Source organism: Rhodophyticola sp., assembly GCF_965284195.1.
Taxonomy (GTDB): domain Bacteria; phylum Pseudomonadota; class Alphaproteobacteria; order Rhodobacterales; family Rhodobacteraceae; genus Rhodophyticola.
Genome location: NZ_CBDIRM010000002.1, coordinates 88071 through 104206 on the forward strand (window position 1 = coordinate 88071; position 16136 = coordinate 104206).

The 16136-nt window shown below is 63.6% G+C and carries 24 protein-coding genes and 1 pseudogene; 16 read left to right on the forward strand and 9 right to left on the reverse strand.

The window, feature by feature from the left end; translation table 11 throughout:
* Positions 1-625 precede the first annotated feature (625 nt).
* Positions 626-943 (forward strand): annotated as a pseudogene (locus tag ACQ651_RS20755) (Stf0 family sulfotransferase); the annotation flags it as partial.
* A 128-nt stretch (positions 944-1071) separates the two neighbouring features.
* Here ACQ651_RS20755 and ACQ651_RS20760 read toward each other — a convergent pair.
* The gene (locus ACQ651_RS20760; RefSeq protein ID WP_430450446.1) at positions 1072-1722 is read right to left on the reverse strand and encodes a hypothetical protein; all 651 of its coding nucleotides are present in this window, start codon (positions 1720-1722) and stop codon (positions 1072-1074) included.
* A complete protein-coding gene (locus ACQ651_RS20765; RefSeq protein WP_430450447.1) occupies positions 1685-2020 on the reverse strand; it encodes a glycosyltransferase in 336 nt (111 codons plus the stop codon). The genes ACQ651_RS20760 and ACQ651_RS20765 overlap by 38 nt, the downstream gene beginning before the upstream one ends.
* 351 nt (positions 2021-2371) lie before the next feature.
* Between ACQ651_RS20765 and ACQ651_RS20770 the strand changes: the two genes are divergently transcribed.
* The 3 genes from ACQ651_RS20770 (at position 2372) to ACQ651_RS20780 (ending at position 4375) form a co-directional block, all read left to right on the forward strand.
* Positions 2372-2884, forward strand: a complete 513-nt coding sequence (locus tag ACQ651_RS20770) for a hypothetical protein (RefSeq protein ID WP_430450448.1) — start codon at positions 2372-2374, stop codon at positions 2882-2884.
* 466 nt (positions 2885-3350) lie between these two features.
* Entirely contained in the window at positions 3351-3710 is a 360-nt protein-coding gene (locus tag ACQ651_RS20775) for a hypothetical protein (protein WP_430450449.1), read from the forward strand.
* The gene (locus tag ACQ651_RS20780) at positions 3707-4375 is read left to right on the forward strand and encodes an ABC transporter ATP-binding protein (protein WP_430450537.1); all 669 of its coding nucleotides are present in this window, start codon (positions 3707-3709) and stop codon (positions 4373-4375) included. The genes ACQ651_RS20775 and ACQ651_RS20780 overlap by 4 nt, the downstream gene beginning before the upstream one ends.
* Before the next feature lie 87 nt (positions 4376-4462).
* Here ACQ651_RS20780 and ACQ651_RS20785 read toward each other — a convergent pair whose 3' ends face one another.
* The 6 genes from ACQ651_RS20785 to ACQ651_RS20810 form a co-directional block, all read right to left on the reverse strand.
* Positions 4463-5329, reverse strand: coding sequence for a glycosyltransferase (locus ACQ651_RS20785; RefSeq protein WP_430450450.1), 867 nt, complete (start codon positions 5327-5329; stop codon positions 4463-4465).
* Positions 5274-5600, reverse strand: a complete 327-nt coding sequence (locus tag ACQ651_RS20790; RefSeq protein ID WP_430450451.1) for a glycosyltransferase — start codon at positions 5598-5600, stop codon at positions 5274-5276. The genes ACQ651_RS20785 and ACQ651_RS20790 overlap by 56 nt, the downstream gene beginning before the upstream one ends.
* The gene (locus ACQ651_RS20795) at positions 5590-5799 is read right to left on the reverse strand and encodes a hypothetical protein (protein ID WP_430450453.1); all 210 of its coding nucleotides are present in this window, start codon (positions 5797-5799) and stop codon (positions 5590-5592) included. Before ACQ651_RS20795 ends, ACQ651_RS20790 begins: the two co-directional genes overlap by 11 nt.
* Complete coding sequence (locus ACQ651_RS20800; RefSeq protein ID WP_430450454.1) at positions 5789-6583, reverse strand: glycosyltransferase; 795 nt, start codon at positions 6581-6583, stop codon at positions 5789-5791. Before ACQ651_RS20800 ends, ACQ651_RS20795 begins: the two co-directional genes overlap by 11 nt.
* 72 nt (positions 6584-6655) lie before the next feature.
* Positions 6656-7084 carry a hypothetical protein gene (locus ACQ651_RS20805; protein ID WP_430450455.1) on the reverse strand — a complete coding sequence of 143 codons (429 nt, stop codon included), beginning with the start codon at positions 7082-7084 and terminating at the stop codon, positions 6656-6658.
* 575 nt (positions 7085-7659) lie between these two features.
* Positions 7660-8319: a hypothetical protein gene (locus ACQ651_RS20810; protein ID WP_430450456.1), complete on the reverse strand. Its 660-nt coding sequence runs from the start codon at positions 8317-8319 to the stop codon at positions 7660-7662.
* Positions 8320-8463: 144 nt separating this feature from the next.
* Between ACQ651_RS20810 and ACQ651_RS20815 the strand changes: the two genes are divergently transcribed.
* The 9 genes from ACQ651_RS20815 (at position 8464) to ACQ651_RS20855 (ending at position 13737) form a co-directional block, all read left to right on the forward strand.
* The gene (locus tag ACQ651_RS20815; RefSeq protein ID WP_430450457.1) at positions 8464-9072 is read left to right on the forward strand and encodes a hypothetical protein; all 609 of its coding nucleotides are present in this window, start codon (positions 8464-8466) and stop codon (positions 9070-9072) included.
* Complete coding sequence (locus tag ACQ651_RS20820) at positions 9017-9298, forward strand: hypothetical protein (RefSeq protein ID WP_430450458.1); 282 nt, start codon at positions 9017-9019, stop codon at positions 9296-9298. The genes ACQ651_RS20815 and ACQ651_RS20820 overlap by 56 nt, the downstream gene beginning before the upstream one ends.
* A gap of 165 nt (positions 9299-9463) precedes the next feature.
* A complete protein-coding gene (locus ACQ651_RS20825; protein ID WP_430450459.1) occupies positions 9464-9661 on the forward strand; it encodes a hypothetical protein in 198 nt (65 codons plus the stop codon).
* Positions 9642-10091 carry a hypothetical protein gene (locus tag ACQ651_RS20830; protein ID WP_430450460.1) on the forward strand — a complete coding sequence of 150 codons (450 nt, stop codon included), beginning with the start codon at positions 9642-9644 and terminating at the stop codon, positions 10089-10091. Before ACQ651_RS20825 ends, ACQ651_RS20830 begins: the two co-directional genes overlap by 20 nt.
* A gap of 444 nt (positions 10092-10535) precedes the next feature.
* A complete protein-coding gene (locus tag ACQ651_RS20835; protein WP_430450461.1) occupies positions 10536-10823 on the forward strand; it encodes a hypothetical protein in 288 nt (95 codons plus the stop codon).
* A gap of 271 nt (positions 10824-11094) precedes the next feature.
* Complete coding sequence (locus tag ACQ651_RS20840) at positions 11095-11412, forward strand: hypothetical protein (protein ID WP_430450462.1); 318 nt, start codon at positions 11095-11097, stop codon at positions 11410-11412.
* Between the two features lie 195 nt (positions 11413-11607).
* The gene (locus tag ACQ651_RS20845) at positions 11608-12078 is read left to right on the forward strand and encodes a sulfotransferase family 2 domain-containing protein (protein ID WP_430450463.1); all 471 of its coding nucleotides are present in this window, start codon (positions 11608-11610) and stop codon (positions 12076-12078) included.
* A gap of 82 nt (positions 12079-12160) precedes the next feature.
* Positions 12161-12874, forward strand: a complete 714-nt coding sequence (locus ACQ651_RS20850; protein WP_430450464.1) for a hypothetical protein — start codon at positions 12161-12163, stop codon at positions 12872-12874.
* A 281-nt stretch (positions 12875-13155) separates the two neighbouring features.
* Entirely contained in the window at positions 13156-13737 is a 582-nt protein-coding gene (locus ACQ651_RS20855) for a hypothetical protein (protein WP_430450465.1), read from the forward strand.
* Here ACQ651_RS20855 and ACQ651_RS20860 read toward each other — a convergent pair.
* On the reverse strand, positions 13649-14017 hold the full coding sequence (locus ACQ651_RS20860; RefSeq protein WP_430450466.1) for a hypothetical protein: 369 nt from the start codon (positions 14015-14017) through the stop codon (positions 13649-13651). The genes ACQ651_RS20855 and ACQ651_RS20860 overlap by 89 nt on opposite strands.
* A 41-nt stretch (positions 14018-14058) precedes the next feature.
* Between ACQ651_RS20860 and ACQ651_RS20865 the strand changes: the two genes are divergently transcribed.
* The 3 genes from ACQ651_RS20865 to ACQ651_RS20875 are packed head-to-tail and all read left to right on the forward strand — an operon-like array spanning position 14059 to position 15942.
* A complete protein-coding gene (locus ACQ651_RS20865; protein ID WP_430450467.1) occupies positions 14059-15114 on the forward strand; it encodes a calcium-binding protein in 1056 nt (351 codons plus the stop codon).
* Complete coding sequence (locus ACQ651_RS20870) at positions 15065-15472, forward strand: calcium-binding protein (protein WP_430450468.1); 408 nt, start codon at positions 15065-15067, stop codon at positions 15470-15472. Before ACQ651_RS20865 ends, ACQ651_RS20870 begins: the two co-directional genes overlap by 50 nt.
* Positions 15469-15942 carry a calcium-binding protein gene (locus ACQ651_RS20875; RefSeq protein ID WP_430450469.1) on the forward strand — a complete coding sequence of 158 codons (474 nt, stop codon included), beginning with the start codon at positions 15469-15471 and terminating at the stop codon, positions 15940-15942. The genes ACQ651_RS20870 and ACQ651_RS20875 overlap by 4 nt, the downstream gene beginning before the upstream one ends.
* Positions 15943-16136 lie beyond the last annotated feature (194 nt).

A 16136-nucleotide genomic window follows, 5' to 3' on the forward strand; every position in this document is an offset into this window, starting at 1 on the left:
GCAGTTCTATAGGCGCAGTCTGCATCAAGTGACATGACCTGCACAACACGGTTCTGGGGCATGCAGGCGCGGAACAAAGGGGTGCCAAAGAGAGGAGCCAGAGCCCGCCCATGACCATGCCAGGCCGGGCGGTCAATTCGGATGCCCTTGTGCTTGAAGAGGATTTCGCTGCACGTGATGAGCGAAAACGTGTTCTCAGATTTAATCGGAAAAGTGGTTGTGGCATTAAAGAAAAAGAACAGTTCACGGCGTGGAGCAGCGATGAGCGCCGCGCTGAGAGGGCCTCTGGGGACCAGCGTTCATGAAGAAAAATCACCGAGGCCCTGTCAGAAGTCCGCTTTGACGGTACCGCCCCGGTGCTGAACAAGGATCTGTGCATCCTGGCCTTCTCCAATCGCAGCGGGTCCAATTTTCTGGGTGAGCAACTGGCCTCTCTGCCGGGGTCGGGGGGATCGGTGAGCAGCTGAACTGGAGCCGGGTCCTCAAATTCTCGCAAAAACACAAGCTGGACAGCTTTCCCGCCTATATCCGCAAGCAGGCTGAAATCAATGGCGGCGCGCGCTTGTGGGTGGTCAAGGCCAGCCCAAGCCAACTGTCGTTTCTACTGCGCTGGAACATCCCGGCGATGTTCCGCAATACCCGGATCATCCATATCCGGCGCAACGATCTGGCCGCGCAGGCAGTGTCGTTGCAATTTGCCAACCACACCGGGGTCTGGGTATCGCGCCAGAACCAGCTTGAGACTGCGGACAGCGATGTGCCTTATGACCTGCCTGCGTTGCAGAACAAGATCCATGCGGTGCAGGCGAAGAATGCGAATATCGAGATCTTGACCACCGCTGCCGGTTTGCCGTTTCAGACCGTCGTCTATGGACACCTTCTGGAACATCCGGGCCAGACCATGACGGATCTGGCCGCGTTTCTGGATGTCGACATTACCGGCTGGACCCTGCCTGAAACCAGGATCAAGAAACAGGGTCGGACGACAAATCGCGGATGGTCGCGCGCCTGCGCAAGGATCTGGCCGATATCGTCCTGTCCGACGGCTAAACGCACCGGCCCCTGTGGGCGTCACAACCGCCCCGACAGCGCCATCAGCCGCAGCAGCCGGTCGCCCTGCGGGGTCTGGCGGTGCAGGCCCAGCCGCGGCAGGGCTGCGGCCAGCGTCGGCCCACCGCGGCGGCGCGCCAGTATGAAGGCCCGTAGCATCAGCCGTGCCGGGGGCGTCAGCATCGTCTCGTGTCGGCGCAGCGCGATCAGGTTGGCGTTGATCCAGGCCGAATAGTCGCGCCGCGCCACCAGCCCCAACCGCCGCAGACGCCCGCGCACCGGGCCGTGATGGCCCAGCATGTTGCCACCGTGCTGGCGATACAGGACCAGTGGATCGGGATCGCACTGCACCCGCGCGCCGATGCCGGTCAGCACCTGGTAGACCCACCAGTCGTGATAGGGCACGCCCGCCGCCAGAGCGCTGTCCACGGTGCCCACCACCGCGCGGGCGGCGGCAGGTGACAGCACCATGGTATTGCCCGCCAGGATGTTCTGCACCAGCGCGTTGCCGAAACCCGGCGGCTGCGGGAACTGTCGGCTTTCGCCCAGGGGCACCAGCGCGTGATCGGTCAGAACCGTGCGGCAGGTCCAGAGCAGCGCGGCCCCCTGTTCTGCCCCGTTGGCCAGCAGCCAGTCATTGGCGCGGGCCAGTTTCCTGCGGCAGCCAGACATCGTCCTGGTCCGAGAACGCCAACGCCGCCTGTGGCGCATCCTGCGCCGCGCGCGCCAGCAGGGTCAGGAAATTCGCCGCCGCCCCGCACCCCGGCCCCGGCCCCGACCAGGCCAGCCGCCCCGGGTTGGCCCGGCCCCAGTCGGTCAGCAGGTCGGGTGTGGCGTCGGTCGATCCGTCATCGGCCGCCATCAGCGCCCAGTCGTGATGGGTCTGGGTCGTGAAACTGTCCAGTTGCGCGGACAGATGCGCCGCCCCGTTGCGCGTGGCCATCACGATGCGGATATGCAGTTGCGTCACGCAGGCGGCCCTTTTCGCAAACGCCTCCGGCGCTGCTGGCCTTGGCGGACGAAGTTCTGTAACTTGCCCGCGATCAACGCATTTCATTGGGCGGGGCACCATTTGACCGCAAAGACCACTCCGGCGCAATCGGCACCGACCACGGACCGGGACGCCACCAGCGATACATCCGGCAAGCCCGACACGTCAACGCAGCCCGGCACCGGCCCAGCCCCGCGGCGCAGAGCGCGGCAAGGCGCAGGGGGCCAATCATCCGGGCCGTCATCCGAGCAATCGGCGGGCAAGCCACAGGAAACTTCACAGGATCCTCCTCAGGACGACGCCCATGCGGCCGTGGCCGAGCGTCAGCGCATGGCGCAGCGCCTGCAGGAACTCAAGACCCAGAAGCTGCGCCAGCAGGTCGCCGAAATGGAGGCCGAGGTTGCCGGCGACAAGGAGGACAAGACCGACCAGCAGGACAAGCCAAAACCGGCGCAGCGCCAGATCGCCCCCCCGGTGGCGCCTGCGCGCAGCAAGCTGCGGCACTGGCTGGCACTGGCCAGTTTCGTGGTGCTGGTCGGGCTGCCGGTGCTGGTCTCGGCCTGGTATCTGTGGACGCGCGCGCAGGACCGCTATGTCTCTTACGCAGGATTTTCCGTGCGCACCGAGGAAATCGGCTCGGCGTTCGAATTGCTGGGCGGGGTTGCGCAGATGTCGGGCTCGTCCTCGTCGGATACCGATATCCTGTATAAATTCATCCAGAGCCCGGAGCTGGTGGCGCGCACCAATGCACGGCTGGACCTGCGCGAGATCTGGGGCCTACCGGCAAGGACTGGGGCGACAGCAGCCATGATCCGGTGTTCGCCTACAACCCTGCCGGGGTGATCCCCAGTTTCTTTGGCACCGAGGCACGCCCGCCACGGGGGTCGATCGAGGATCTGACCGATCACTGGGCCCGCATGGTCAAGCGTCTCATTCCGACAGCGGCACCGGGCTGATCGACCTCGAGGTGCAGGCCTTTACCGCGACCGAGGCGCAGGCCATCGCGCAGGTATCTATGAAGAAAGCTCGGACATGATCAACCGGCTGTCGGCCATCGCGCGCAACGATGCCACCGCCTATGCCCGCGACGAGCTGAATCAGGCGGTGGAACGTCTGAAACAGGCCCGCCAGGCGATGACGCGGTTCCGCAACGAGACCCAGATCGTCGATCCCTCGGCCTCGATCCAGGGGCAGATGGGCATTCTCAGCTCGCTCCAGTCGCAGCTGGCGCAAACCCCTGATCGATCTCGACATCCTGCGCCAGACCACCCGCGAGAACGACCCGCGCATCACCCAGACCGAACGCCGCGTGCAGGTGATCGAGGACCGCATCGAACAGGAACGCCGCAAGCTGGGGCTGGGCAGCAACAGCGCGCAGGCCAGCGACGAAAACGCATTCGCCAACCTTGTCGGTCAATACGAAAGCCTGGCGGTCGATCTGCAATTTGCCGAGCAAAGCTATACCGCCGCGCTGTCGGCCTTTGACACGGCCCAGGCCGAGGCGCAGCGCCAGAGCCGCTATCTGGCGGCCTATGCGAACCCGACGCTGCCGGAATCGCTCGACCCGGCCCGACCGGCTGGAACTGACCGGGCTGCGGCGCACGCTACGCGCTTCGACATGGGCCACGCTGGTGCATGGCGGTCTATGCCGCTGCGGGATCGGCGATGATCGTCCTGCACGATCTGACCAAGGTGTTCCAGATCAACGACACCACCAAGGTGGTGGCCAACCGGCTGAACACGGTGTTTCCAACCGGAGTGTCGGTGGGGCTTCTGGGGCGCAACGGGGCGGGCAAGTCGACTCTGCTCAAGGTGATCGCGGGCACTTCGGCACCGACCAGCGGCGAGGTCCTGTCGGATGGCAACATCTCGTTTCCCGTCGGGTTGGCCAGCTCGATGCACCCCGACATGACCGGGGCGCAGAACACCCGCTTTGTCGCGCGCATCTATGGTGCCGACACCCGTGAGATGAACCGCTTTGTCGCGCATTTCGCGGACCTGGGCGAGCATTTCCACCTGCCGGTGCGCACCTATTCGTCGGGCATGCGCTCGCGGCTGTCGTTCGGCATCAACATGGCGCTGCAATTCGACACCTACCTGATCGACGAGATCACGGCAGCAGGCGATGCTGCGTTCCGCGAGAAAAGCGGGAAGGTGTTCCGCGCCCGGATGGAAAACTCGGGCGCGATCTTTGTCAGCCATTCGATGAACACCATGCGCGACATGTGCGAGGCGGGCGCGGTGCTGGAAAACGGGCAACTGACCTATTACGATGATATTGAGGATGCCATCGCGCATCACGAGGACAACATGGCGGCACATCGGCAAGGCTGAGCAGGCAAGGCGGGCGCCGGGCCTTTCGCATGCGAAAGATCGGGGCACGGGCCACGGTCAGCCAAAAAGATATCCGGCGCGGGCAGGTCAGTCGCCTTGATGCTTGTCCCTGTGCTCGCCCAGCACCGTGTCATATATGCCCACAAGCTGATCGACCTGGTCGCGCACCTTGCGGGCCGCGGGCGGCTTGCCCGGCGGGCCAAGATAGCGGCCGGGGTCGCCATCGATCCGGCCCAGCACCTCGGCCAGACCCTGATAGCTGGACACATCCACCCGGTGCCCGGTCACGCCCTCGACGATATCCGCCCCGATCGCCCCGCGGTCCGAGGTGACGACCCAGGCCCCGCAGGCCATCGCCTCGCGGGTAACAAGCCCATAGCTTTCGGGCCAGATCGACGGTGCCAGCAGAACGTCGATGCGCGCATAGAGATCGGCGATGTCAGATTGCGCCACCTTGGCGGTGCGGGTGACAGGGGTGGTGCCCCAGATCTCGTGCGTCACGGTGCCCGGCGGCAGGCTGTGGTCGATCAACAGCAGTTCCAGGTTCTCATACGGGTTGGCCAACAGCGCGTTATGCACCAGGTGGATGCCCTTGTGCCGCGACGCACCGCCGATATGGGCCAGCGCGCACGCACGTCGACGGCCAGGCAGCACTTGGTGCCAGTCGGCAGGGTCCGACACCCCGTTCTCGGTGATCTCGATCCGCTCCAGCCCGCAGGTGCGGTGCAGCTCGGCAAAGCTGTCGGAGACCGCCAGCAACCGCGCCGCGCCCTGCAGGGGACGCGCCAGCGCCTGTGCGCGGGTCGGGAAATCCGCCCTGTCCTGCCGGGTGTAGTCATAGAATTCGGGGCAATCACGATCGTCGATGACGAACTGGTTGGGCGAGATCCACCAGGCGTCATGCAGGGTGATCAGATGACGGGATGCGCCGCAACCGCGCCACGTTGACAGCACTTGCCGTCAACCGTTGGATGCAGTGAAAATGGATCAGGTCGGGTGACAGCCGCTCGACCAGCTTTTCGAACACCTGCGCCATGCGGCTGTCTTGTGCGGTCATGTCGCCCTGCGGCTGGGCCGGGGCGGTGATCGTCCAGATCCGCACGCCGTCTGCGGCATAGGTGCTGACCGACATCGGATCGGTGCCGCCCTCAAGCGTGCAGACCACGTCGATCTCGTAACGATCGCCATACGCCTCTTGCGGCAGGCGCACGTTGTCATGCACCACCCGCGTGGCCCCGCCGATGGCCTGGTGGCGGGTAGAACACGTTGACCACCATCAGTCGGGTCTTGGGCGCGGCCACCGGGCGCAGCCGGTCGAACCCGTCGCGCAGCGCGCGGCCCATCGTGTCGATGGCGTAATCACGCATCACCCTTTCGCGCGCCGCCGCCCCGATCCGGGCGCGCAGGTCGTCATCAGTGATCAAGCCGGTCCAGCGCGTCGATGAAGCCGTCCGTATCGGCGGCCAGGAACCCGGTCTCGCCATCCGCGATCACCTCGCGGTGGGTGGTGGTGTCGCTGACCACCGAAGGCAGGGCGAACATCGCCGCCTCCATCCACTTGATCTCAGATTGGCAGTTCAGCTGAGCTGCAGCGAGAGCACCGAGCAGGTTAATGTCGGCGCGTGCGACAAGACCCAGGTAGGCCTCGAAATCCCAGACGGGTTCGCGGATCTCGACCGCGTCGCTGTCGGGGTCCAGATGGGTAAGCGTGCCGAAATAGCCCACCAGCCGCACCTGCACCCGGCCCGGATGACGGCGCAGCATTTCCGCCAGCGCGGGTTCCAGGATCTCGTGGAAATCCTCCTTGTGGGCCTTGGTCCCCGAGGCATAGAGCAGCGTCAGCGGCGCATCCCCCTCCTCGGTGCCCGCAGGCGCGGGCACGGGCAGGTCCAGCGCGGCCATGTGCAGCCGCCCCAGCGCGTTGTGATGCTCGATCACCTCGCCGCTGCGCACCCGCCCCGCCATCAGCCCCGCCACCGTCGCGGTCGAGGCGATGCCGTAATCGCACAGCGACATGGCATGTTCGAACAGCGGCACGCCACAGGCCATGGCGGCGTAATCGGTGGCGCTGATCTGTTCGGCATAGCTGTCCAGGCTGGGCGGGAAATGCGCGGGATCGAACACGATGTCGTCGATTTCATAGAAGGTCAGCAACCCGTGCTCGGCGGCGGCGGCAATGGCGTCGATCATCGGCAGAAAGGCCGGCACCCGGAAGAGACACCGCCGCGTCGTAATCGTCCAGCCGGGCCTTGAATCCGTCCAGGTCGCGCCCCGGCGAGATCACCGCGTCACCTCCAGCCCCGCCGCGCGCAGCTGTTCGGCCTTCTGATCGACGCGGTAAAGCTTGCACTGGTACAGATCCTCGTTGCCCACCAGCGCCACGCGCCGCACCGGGCGCGAGCGCACCGCCGAGGTGAACCGGGGCGTGTACAGCCGCATCGCCGCGCGCAGCTGATCCTGGGTGCGCGCGATGCCGTAAGCCGCCACATGCGGGCCAAGATTGCCCCAGATCCGGTGAAAAACCTGTTCGGCCAAGGCGCGTTTCTTGGCGGCGACGGCGACATCGGACAGGAACCCGGCGGGCAGGGTATCCAGCGTGGCGCAGGCGGATTCGTACTGCTGCTGCTGGATCTGCGCCTCGGCCAGGGCCAGCACGTTCCAGCCTCCGCCTTGGGCGGGGTCCTGACCTATGCGCAGGCTGCGCGCCATCTCGAGTCGACCCCGGCGCTGCACCAGGTCGGCCAGGTGGCGACGCGCGCGGCGAATGGTCGGGCCGCGCGCTGAGGACCAGCCAGTACAGCCATTCGGCGGTGTCGTCATTGCCGCCCACCGCGGCGCGGTCGGCCAGCGTGACGGTCAGGTTTGCGGTATCGGGATCGGCAATGTCCAGCGCCGCCGCCGCCGGGCGCGGATCGGACAGGAAGCGTTGCAGCTTTTCCAGCTGCGTGGTGTCGGACGGCATGCCAGCGGCCAGGCCAAAGACCGGCATCTGGGCATAAAGCGCCTGCGGCACCTTCAATCCGATGACCCGCAAACCCCAGCTTTGCAGGTTTGCCGCATGGCCCTGTCGCAACCCGTGCCGCAGCCAGTGACGATACAGCACAGCCGCCGTCCCGGGTGCTCGGGGGTCGGCATCTTCGGTCGGGTGGGCGGGCAGCAGCGCGGCGCGGGTGGCCTCATCAAGCTGCTGAAGATAGAACGCCGGATCGAACTCATGGTCGGGATGCACCGGGGCGCGCGCATCGACACCATGCGCCAGGAAATGCGCGATCACCGTGGCGCGGTCATAGGCCTGCGGGGCCAGCGTCTGGCCCGTCGCTGTGACAGATGGCGTGGTAATACTCGTGATCAGAGATCCGCGCCAGCTCGGGGCCATGAAGCCCCGCCAGCTCCCACATCTGGATCTCGTCCAGCACCACCTCGAGCGGCGAGACCCCCTGCCCCAGCACCCGTGCCAGCACGGTCGTGGCGGTGTCGCTATCGGAATCGGTCGCAACGCCGTGGCGCGCAAGGACAAAACCGGCATCCCATGTCTCGGGGCGGCCCAACCGCCCTTCTTCCAGCCCGAATTCCAGGAAATGGAACGCCGCCTCGAGCGGAGTATCCACCGCCACCGCCACATCGGGACATTGCCGCAGGTAGCCCGCAAGGGTGAAGCCGGTCTGCAACCATGCCGCACGGGGATGATCAGCGATCAGATCGGCCAGCGGCGCAACTGCCTCGCGCAGCACATCCTGCCAATGGACGCGCTCGGCCGGGTCGAGGGCACGGCTGGCGGGATGATTCAGCCCCTGCCCCGCGGGCAGCACCGCGCGCAGTTCGGCCCGACCGTAGTCGTGGTAATGGCGGGCGGCATCCACCCCGCCCTGGGCGGCCACATCCGCATTCAGCGCCAGATAGCGTGGCGGCATCGAACCCCGGCAGCGGCGGGGGAATCTCATCATCGTCGGAGGCCTCGGGCACAATCTGGTCGGTCATCAAATCCTCGGGCTGGCGGACAGGTCACATCATCGGCGCCTGCGCTTTTCCGGTGTATCCTGCACGCCCGCGCGGATCAATTCCACCACGGCTTACATGGGGCGGGCGCTTTGCGCTGGTCAACGGGTGCAGAAATGCTACGACTGATCCTCAACCGGGCAAAACACGAAGGCAAGGTCGACCATGGTGCTGAAGTTTCTGATCTGCGGGCTGGAACATACCGGAACCACCTGATATCGGATCTTTTTCGCCAGGTGCCGGGGCTGGATTCAGGGTTCGAATGCGGTGTTCTGCTGGACGCCACCCCCGACGGGTTCCGCGACCGCCAGCCCTTTGCCCAGAACATGCTGCACGGTTGGGGCATCACCCAGGGGCAGTTCGACCAGTGCTGCGCCGCGCTCGACTTTGCCGAACTTCTACACCCGGCTGCTGGACTGCCAGCACCGTGCTCGACTCCCGGCACAAACGGGATTTTCGACAAGACACCGCGCTACCTCGCGGCATTGGATCCGGTGCTGACGCGCACCGACGTGCCGGTGGTGATCAGCTACAAGGACCCGCGCGCCATTGTCTGTTCCGATTTCAAACGCGCAGGCACCGATGATTTTGCCGCCTGGTATGACGGCTATCGCACTGCCAAGCTGGACTATGTGCAGGCCTGCTATGACCAGTTCACCGTCCCATGCCGACAATCCGCGTGTCACCACCGTGGGACTTGAGGATCTGGCGATGAACGCGCGCGCCACGATGGAGCGGATGTTCAACCACGCCGGGTATCCGTTCGAACTGGATTATGCGATCATCGACAAGCTGCGCTACGACAACGTCAAGAACCGCACGGTGTCCGCCGATATCGCCTTTGAATACAAGACCCGGCTTGACCAGGCGGCCCAGGACAGCATCATGGCGGATTTCGACCGTTTCAAGGCCTGGATCTACGGCTGAGGACGTGCGCGGGTGCCGAGCAGAATCCTTGATCTGTCGAAAAAATCAGGTGATCGTGCCCGCGACAGGTTGGGCATCCGGAAAATGTCGTCTGCATGCCCAAGGCGAAGCGTGATCACGACCTGACAAGGCGTTATCACCGAGCAGTAAACTCAGGAGCGAAACATGAGTGGAAATTCCGGATTGATCGTTTTTCAAAGGGCAGACCCACAACGGCTCAGGCAAGAAGCGTTGAGGGATGTTCCGGCCGAGGAGCATGATGAACTGGGCTTGAAACTAGGGGCCGGCGCCGACCATCCACGCGCCTGGGTCGGTCCGCCCTTTGTCTACGACATGATCGGGGATGCAATTCCAGCTTGCTGATGGATCTGGGGCTGCGCCCGAACACCACCGCTTCCTGGATGTCGGATGCGGCAGCCTGCGCCTGGGCCGATCTGCGCTGATGCATCTGCTGCGCGGCAGGTATTTCGGCGTGGAGCCGAACCGCGATATCCTGAACGCGGGCGTAAAAATGCATTTCGGCGCTGATATGGCCGAGTCACAGGTCATCGCCGCCAAGGCACCGACATTCACGCATAATACCGATTTCGATTTCTCCTTCACCTCAGGCCCCGTCGATTACATCTTTGCGCAATCCATCGCGTCACATACCGGAATCGACCTGACACCAGGCTGCTGTCCTCGATTGCCGATACGATGCACGAGGACTCGATCGCGATGGTCACATACATCCGCTGCGAAGATCCCAGGAAATCGAATACCGAAGATGGCTGGTTTTATCCGGAATGCGTGACCTATACCGACAGCAAGTTCGGCGAGATGGCACGCGATCATGGTCTGAACGCGTATAGGACCGTATGGCCCATGTCGAATATCCGGTCTGATGGTCTTATCACGTCACAGCATCCGACAATCCTGACCAAGTCGGAGTGGAAACCGTCCCTTGGCCAACGGATGTCTGCGGCCTTGTTCGAAGGCGTTCAGAAAATCAACTGACCAGGCCGCCATACCCCGGTTCAGGCAGGCCGATGGCAGATCATTTTGCGAAGGGCCGGATATCTCCGCGCCCCCAAGACCCGACGAGAAAGACTGCCACCATGCGGCATCAAACCGTGAACGTCATCACGGATTGATGCAGTTTCGCGGTCTGGCTATATGCACACTCACAATAAGACCGCACACAGCGTGACCGCACGCGCGACACACACCGAACGTATTTGACCCAAAGGACCTTGCGATGATCATTCCCGATCTTCTTTCATGTGTGGGCGCACAGAAAAGCGGCACGACATGGTTGTATAACCGGCTGGCCGATCACGAGCAGACCCGCCAGGGCAGCCACAAGGAGTTGCATTATTTCACCACGGTGCATTGCGGTGGCATGCTGGGGCCGCAGATGAAGATGAACGTGATGAAGCGGATGATGGAACGCCATCCGCGCCGGGTGGCAAAATTCATCCAGGCCCAGGCCACCGGCGAAAAGCTCCCCGCGGGACATGATGCGTCTGTTCCGGCCGATGAATGACCACTGGTAGTGCTCGGCATCTTTCGGGGCACCGGGCGCTATGCGATGGATTTCAGCCCGGAATACGCGCTGCTGCCCGATGCAGGGCACGATCATATCAAGCGCATATCCGAGCGGCAGAAGGTGATCTTCATCATGCGCGAGCCGCTGGACCGCGCGCTGTCGGCGGTGCGCTACGTGTTCAAGGTCGGCGGTCAGGACATCACCAAGGCGACCCCGGACGAGATCCTGGCGGTCGCGCACAGGCCGGTGATCATCAACCTGTCGCGCTATGATGACACCGTGGCCACGCTGGAGCGCAACTACTGCCCCCGAGAACCTGCGGTTCGAGTTCTACGAGACGATGATGGCCGACAAGGCGGGCGCGCTGAACGGGGTCTGCGACTGGCTGGGCATCGAGCGGCTGGACCTGCCCGCAGCCGAGCTGGAACGGCGCGACAATGCCACTGACGCCTTTGGCCTGCCCGCCGCGGTGGTGGACGAGCTGCGCACGGTGCTGGCCCCGGTGCGCGCCGCAATCGAGGCCAAGTTCCCCCAGGCCCGCGCGCCCTGGGCCGATGTGACGGCACGACAAGAGGCCGGGGCATGATCATTTCGCACAGGCACAGCTTCGTCTTCGTCAAGACCACCAAGACCGCTGGCACCAGCGTGGAAATCGCGCTGAGCAAGCATTGCGGCCAGACGACGTGATCACACCCATCATTGCCGAAGACGAGGCGATCCGCCATGCAAAGGGCCATCCTGGGCCGCAGAACCATGTGACGGCGCTGGCCGATGGAACACCGTGGCAACTGAACAACCACTCCCCGCCGCCAAGGCACGGCGGCTGCTGGGGCAACAGGCCTGGCGGGACTATTTCATCTTCGCCTTTGAGCGCAACCCGTTCGACCGCACAGTGTCGGCCTATCACTACATGAAGAAGAACCGTATCACCAAAGGCATCTGGTCAGACAGCCTGACCTTTGACGCCTTCGTGCGCAAACCCAACGTGCTTGAACGGATACACAAGCGCGGCTGGGGGCTTTACACGGTGAACGACCGGATGATTGTCGATCACATCTACCGCTTCGAGGATCTGAACGGGGGCATGGCCGATATCTATGCAAGGCTTGGCATTGACGAGTCCGAGCCGCTGATGCAGACCAAGGTGTCGAAACGCGGAGCCAGCTATCGCGATTACTATGACGAGGCCAGCCGCGCCATCGTGGCAAAAGCCTTTGAAAAGGAAATTGACACTTTCGGGTATGTCTTTTGATCCGACAGATACATCATCCCTTGCCGCGCGCCTGAAACAGGCAGGGTTCTTTCATCGGCGCGGGCGCGTCTGGTCTGTGGAATTGCATCGTTACACTGTCGATGTGCTGCTGCGTCCGGCGCGGCAACTGGTGGTCTGTTTCGATCATGCCGGCATAGCCGAAAACAACCCCAGACGCACCCGCGCCGGCTGGGGCTTTGGCTTTGTGCGCGACCGCACCGACAAGGCAGGCATATTCGTCAAGCCCACCCGCTCGCACTGGTTCCGCCCGCCGGGCCTGCGCGATCTGTGCGAGCGGCTGGCAGAGGCCGGCGTGTTTTGCCCCTATGACAGCGTGATGACCTATGGCGGGTCGATGGGCGGCTATGCAGCACTGGCCTATGCCGATGCGTTCCGGGCCGACAAGGTGCTGTCGATGAACCCACAGGCCACGCTGTCGGCCGATCTGGTGCCGTGGGAAACCCGGTTCCCCCAAGGCCGTGCGCAGGAATGGGACAGCTTTCCGCAAATCGCAGATCAGGGCTGCCGCGCACCCGCCCGCGCGGTGGTGGCGTTCGACCGCCGCTGCGCCGAGGACGCGGCCCATATCGACCTGCTGGACATCCCCGGCCGGGTCGATCTGAACATTCCCTTCGTGGGACACGGCATCCCCTATCACCTGCGCAAGATGGGCCTGCTGGAGCGGCTGTTCGAAGACGTGGCCGAAAACCGGTTCGACATCGCCGAATGGCGCAGGCTGGTGCGTGCCCGCCGCGACCTGGACGACTACAAGGCCCGGATCGCCGCGCGCGGATAACGGTCGGATTCAGGACAGGTTCAGGGGTAAATTCCGAGGCAGTTTCCTGCGTAGATCAATAAATTTTTTACCAAACCTTTAAAAAAACAGCTGTTTCGCCTAACCTGCCTGTGTCTTGCCATCCAGCGTGTTGCTGGCCCGCACCAAGGGCGCAGCGCATTTCCACAATGGTCTCTTCTTCAGGGACGGTTGTTTTTCTTACCCGTTGGCAAGGCGCGTGAAGAGGCGATGGAAATGACTGTGCTGCGCAATTTGATTCATTATTTGACAAGGATGAAACAATGCCAACCACACCTGAAACCTGGCTCTCGGAATTTACCGTCAACATCGGCAACCTGACCGGCAATCAGCGGGAACAACAGATCACCCAGCTCAGCAACGGCAACATCCTTGTCGCCTGGGAGGATGACACCGACAACGTCGATTCCGCCAACGGCACCGACATCATCGGACAGATCTACGATCCGCTGGGCGAACCTGTCGGCAGCCCGTTTCAGATGAACACCAACTGGTTCGCGGATGACGAGGGCGAGTTCGAGATCGCCGCCAGGCCGGACGGCGGCTGGATCCTGGTCCACGAGGATACCGACGGCACCGGCACCTCTGTCGCGGTCGAGGTGTTCGACAGCACCGGCACGCAGACCGATACCGAGACCTTCTTTGAAGGAACCGGCGAATCCTTCAACGACCCGACCGTCACGGTGAATGACAACGGTGACGCCATCATCGCCTGGAACGTCGACGACGGTCCAGCGTCACCGCGCATTACAGCTTTTACAACACCTCGACCGACACGTTCAGTTCGGCCTCCTCGTTCCTGGCCTCGGGCAACACCTCCACGACCGGCGGCAACCAGAACCTGAGCGTGGCCGCCCTGAGCAATGGCGGTTTCGTGCTGGTCACCAACCGCGACAACTCGATTAACAACGACATCATCGGGCGGCTGATCACCTCGGGCGGGGCCAGTGACGGTGGCTTTTTCACCATCTCGACCTCGGGCACGGCATCGACCCGGCCCGATGTGGCCGCACTGGAGGGGGCGGCTTTGTCGCAGTGTGGCAGAATTTCGATGACACCGACCGTGACGCGGTCTTTCGCATCTTCGACAATTCCGGCACCGCCAGTCACCGGCCAGACCTTCATCGACTCAGCATCGTCTCACGAACAACAACAACGAGCTGTCGGTGACGGCCCTGGCCGATGGTGGCTTTGCCGTGGTCTATGACAATGACGAGGACGACACCATCGACATGGTCCGCTATGACGCCAGCGGCGCCTCGGTCGGGGGCGTGGTCACGGTCAATTCGGCAGGCACGGAATCGCAACCCGAGATCCTGGGCCTGAGCGATGGCCGCATCGCCGTCACCTGGCAGGAAATCGGCACCGGGCAGGACATCCGGATGGCGATCTATGACACCCGCGACACGGTCAACGATCCGGTCTATGAACCGGACGATTTCCAGATCGGCACCGTGGGCGATGATATCTTTACCGCCACTGCCGATTTCGCCTTTGGCCATGACGGCGACGACGAGATCGCCGACGGGGGCGGGAACAACCAGATCGACGCCGGGGCCGGCAATGACACCGTCACCATCCTGGGCGTCGATTCCAACGAGACCGTGGATGGCGGCACCGGCATCGACACCTTGACCGGACAGTCGATATTCAACGGCACAGTCTATGACTTGGCCGCACAAGAGGTCCGCGACGGGGGCACCACGCAATCGGCGCTGAATTTCGAGAACGTGACCGGCACCACCGCGAACGAAGAGCTGATCGGCAGCTTTGACGACAACACCCTGCTGGGCGGCGGCGGCGATGACACCATCAGCGGCGACAGTGGCATCGATATCCTCGAGGGCGGCGCGGGCAACGATCTGCTGTTCGGCGGATCGACCTTTGACGACACCCTGCTGGGCGGCATCGGCAATGACACGCTCGAGGCGGTGGGCGGCGGCCTGATCGATGGCGGCGCGGCAATGACGATCTGTTCGTGGTGCTGGACGGCAACGTCATCGGCGATACCGACACCGGCGATAGCGACCTGTTCGACGGCGGTGCCGGCGAACGACACATTCGATGCCAGCAACGAGACATCGGTCCGGGTATACGATCGACCTGGGCGCGCAGACGATCGACCGCGACACAGTGGGTTTCCGCACGGTGCAGATCCAGAATTTCGAGCAGGTGGCCGGAACCGGGCAGGACGACACCCTGCGAGGCTCGAACGGCCATGAGACGCTGATCGGCCTGGCCGGCGACGACCTGATCGAAGGCGACGACGGCTTCGAACTGATCACGGGCAACGCCGGCAATGACAGCCTTTATGGTGGCCGCAACAGCGACACCATCGACGGCGGCGTCGGCAATGACTTTGTCGATGCTGGCGGTGCCGCGGATATAGTCTTTGGCCGCGGGGGTGACGACACGCTGGATGCCGGCGGCGCCGACGATACCGTTGACGGCAACGCCGGAGCGGATTTCCTGATCATGCGCGGGGGTGCCGACCTGGGCCGTGGCGGCATCGGCAACGACCTGGTCAACGGGATGGCGGGTACCGACACTCTGCTTGGTCAGGGCGGGACGATGCCATGAACGGCGGCGGGCAGGATGACGCGCTGTATGGCGGCTCGGGCAATGACACGCTGAACGGTGGCAACGGGTTCGATTACCTGGACGGCGGGGCAGACGACGACCGCCTGCTGGGCGGCTTCAGCTCCGACACGCTGCTGGGCGGCTCGGGCGACACTCTGCAGGGCGAGGCCGGAAACGACCTGCTGAATGGCGGGGCCGGAAACGACCTGCTGGTTGGCGGCAGCCAGGCCGAGACCTTTGTCTTTGCCGACGGGTTCGGGCAGGACACGATCACCGATTTCGATGACATGGACGGGCGCGAAGATATCGACCTGACAGGCGTGTCAGAGATCACCAACTGGGCCGATCTGTACAACAACCACATGACGCAGGTGGGCAGCCGGGTGATCATCGAAGATGGCTCGGGCGATTTCATCCGCGTCGACGGGGTAACGATCGCCGAACTGGATCCCACCGATTTCATCCTGTGATCCAGGCCCCACAGCCTTGATATCTGGCCGTCCCTTCGGGGGCGGCCTTTCTTTCGAGCCCAAACGACCTGCGAGCATGGCAAAGATGCTCTAGAAGCTGCTAACGGGGTAGTCTGCGCGCGTCCCGACATGGGAACCCGTGCTTATTATGCACTCTCCCACAGCTTTCGGGCAGCTTGCTCCCGCGCTGCATC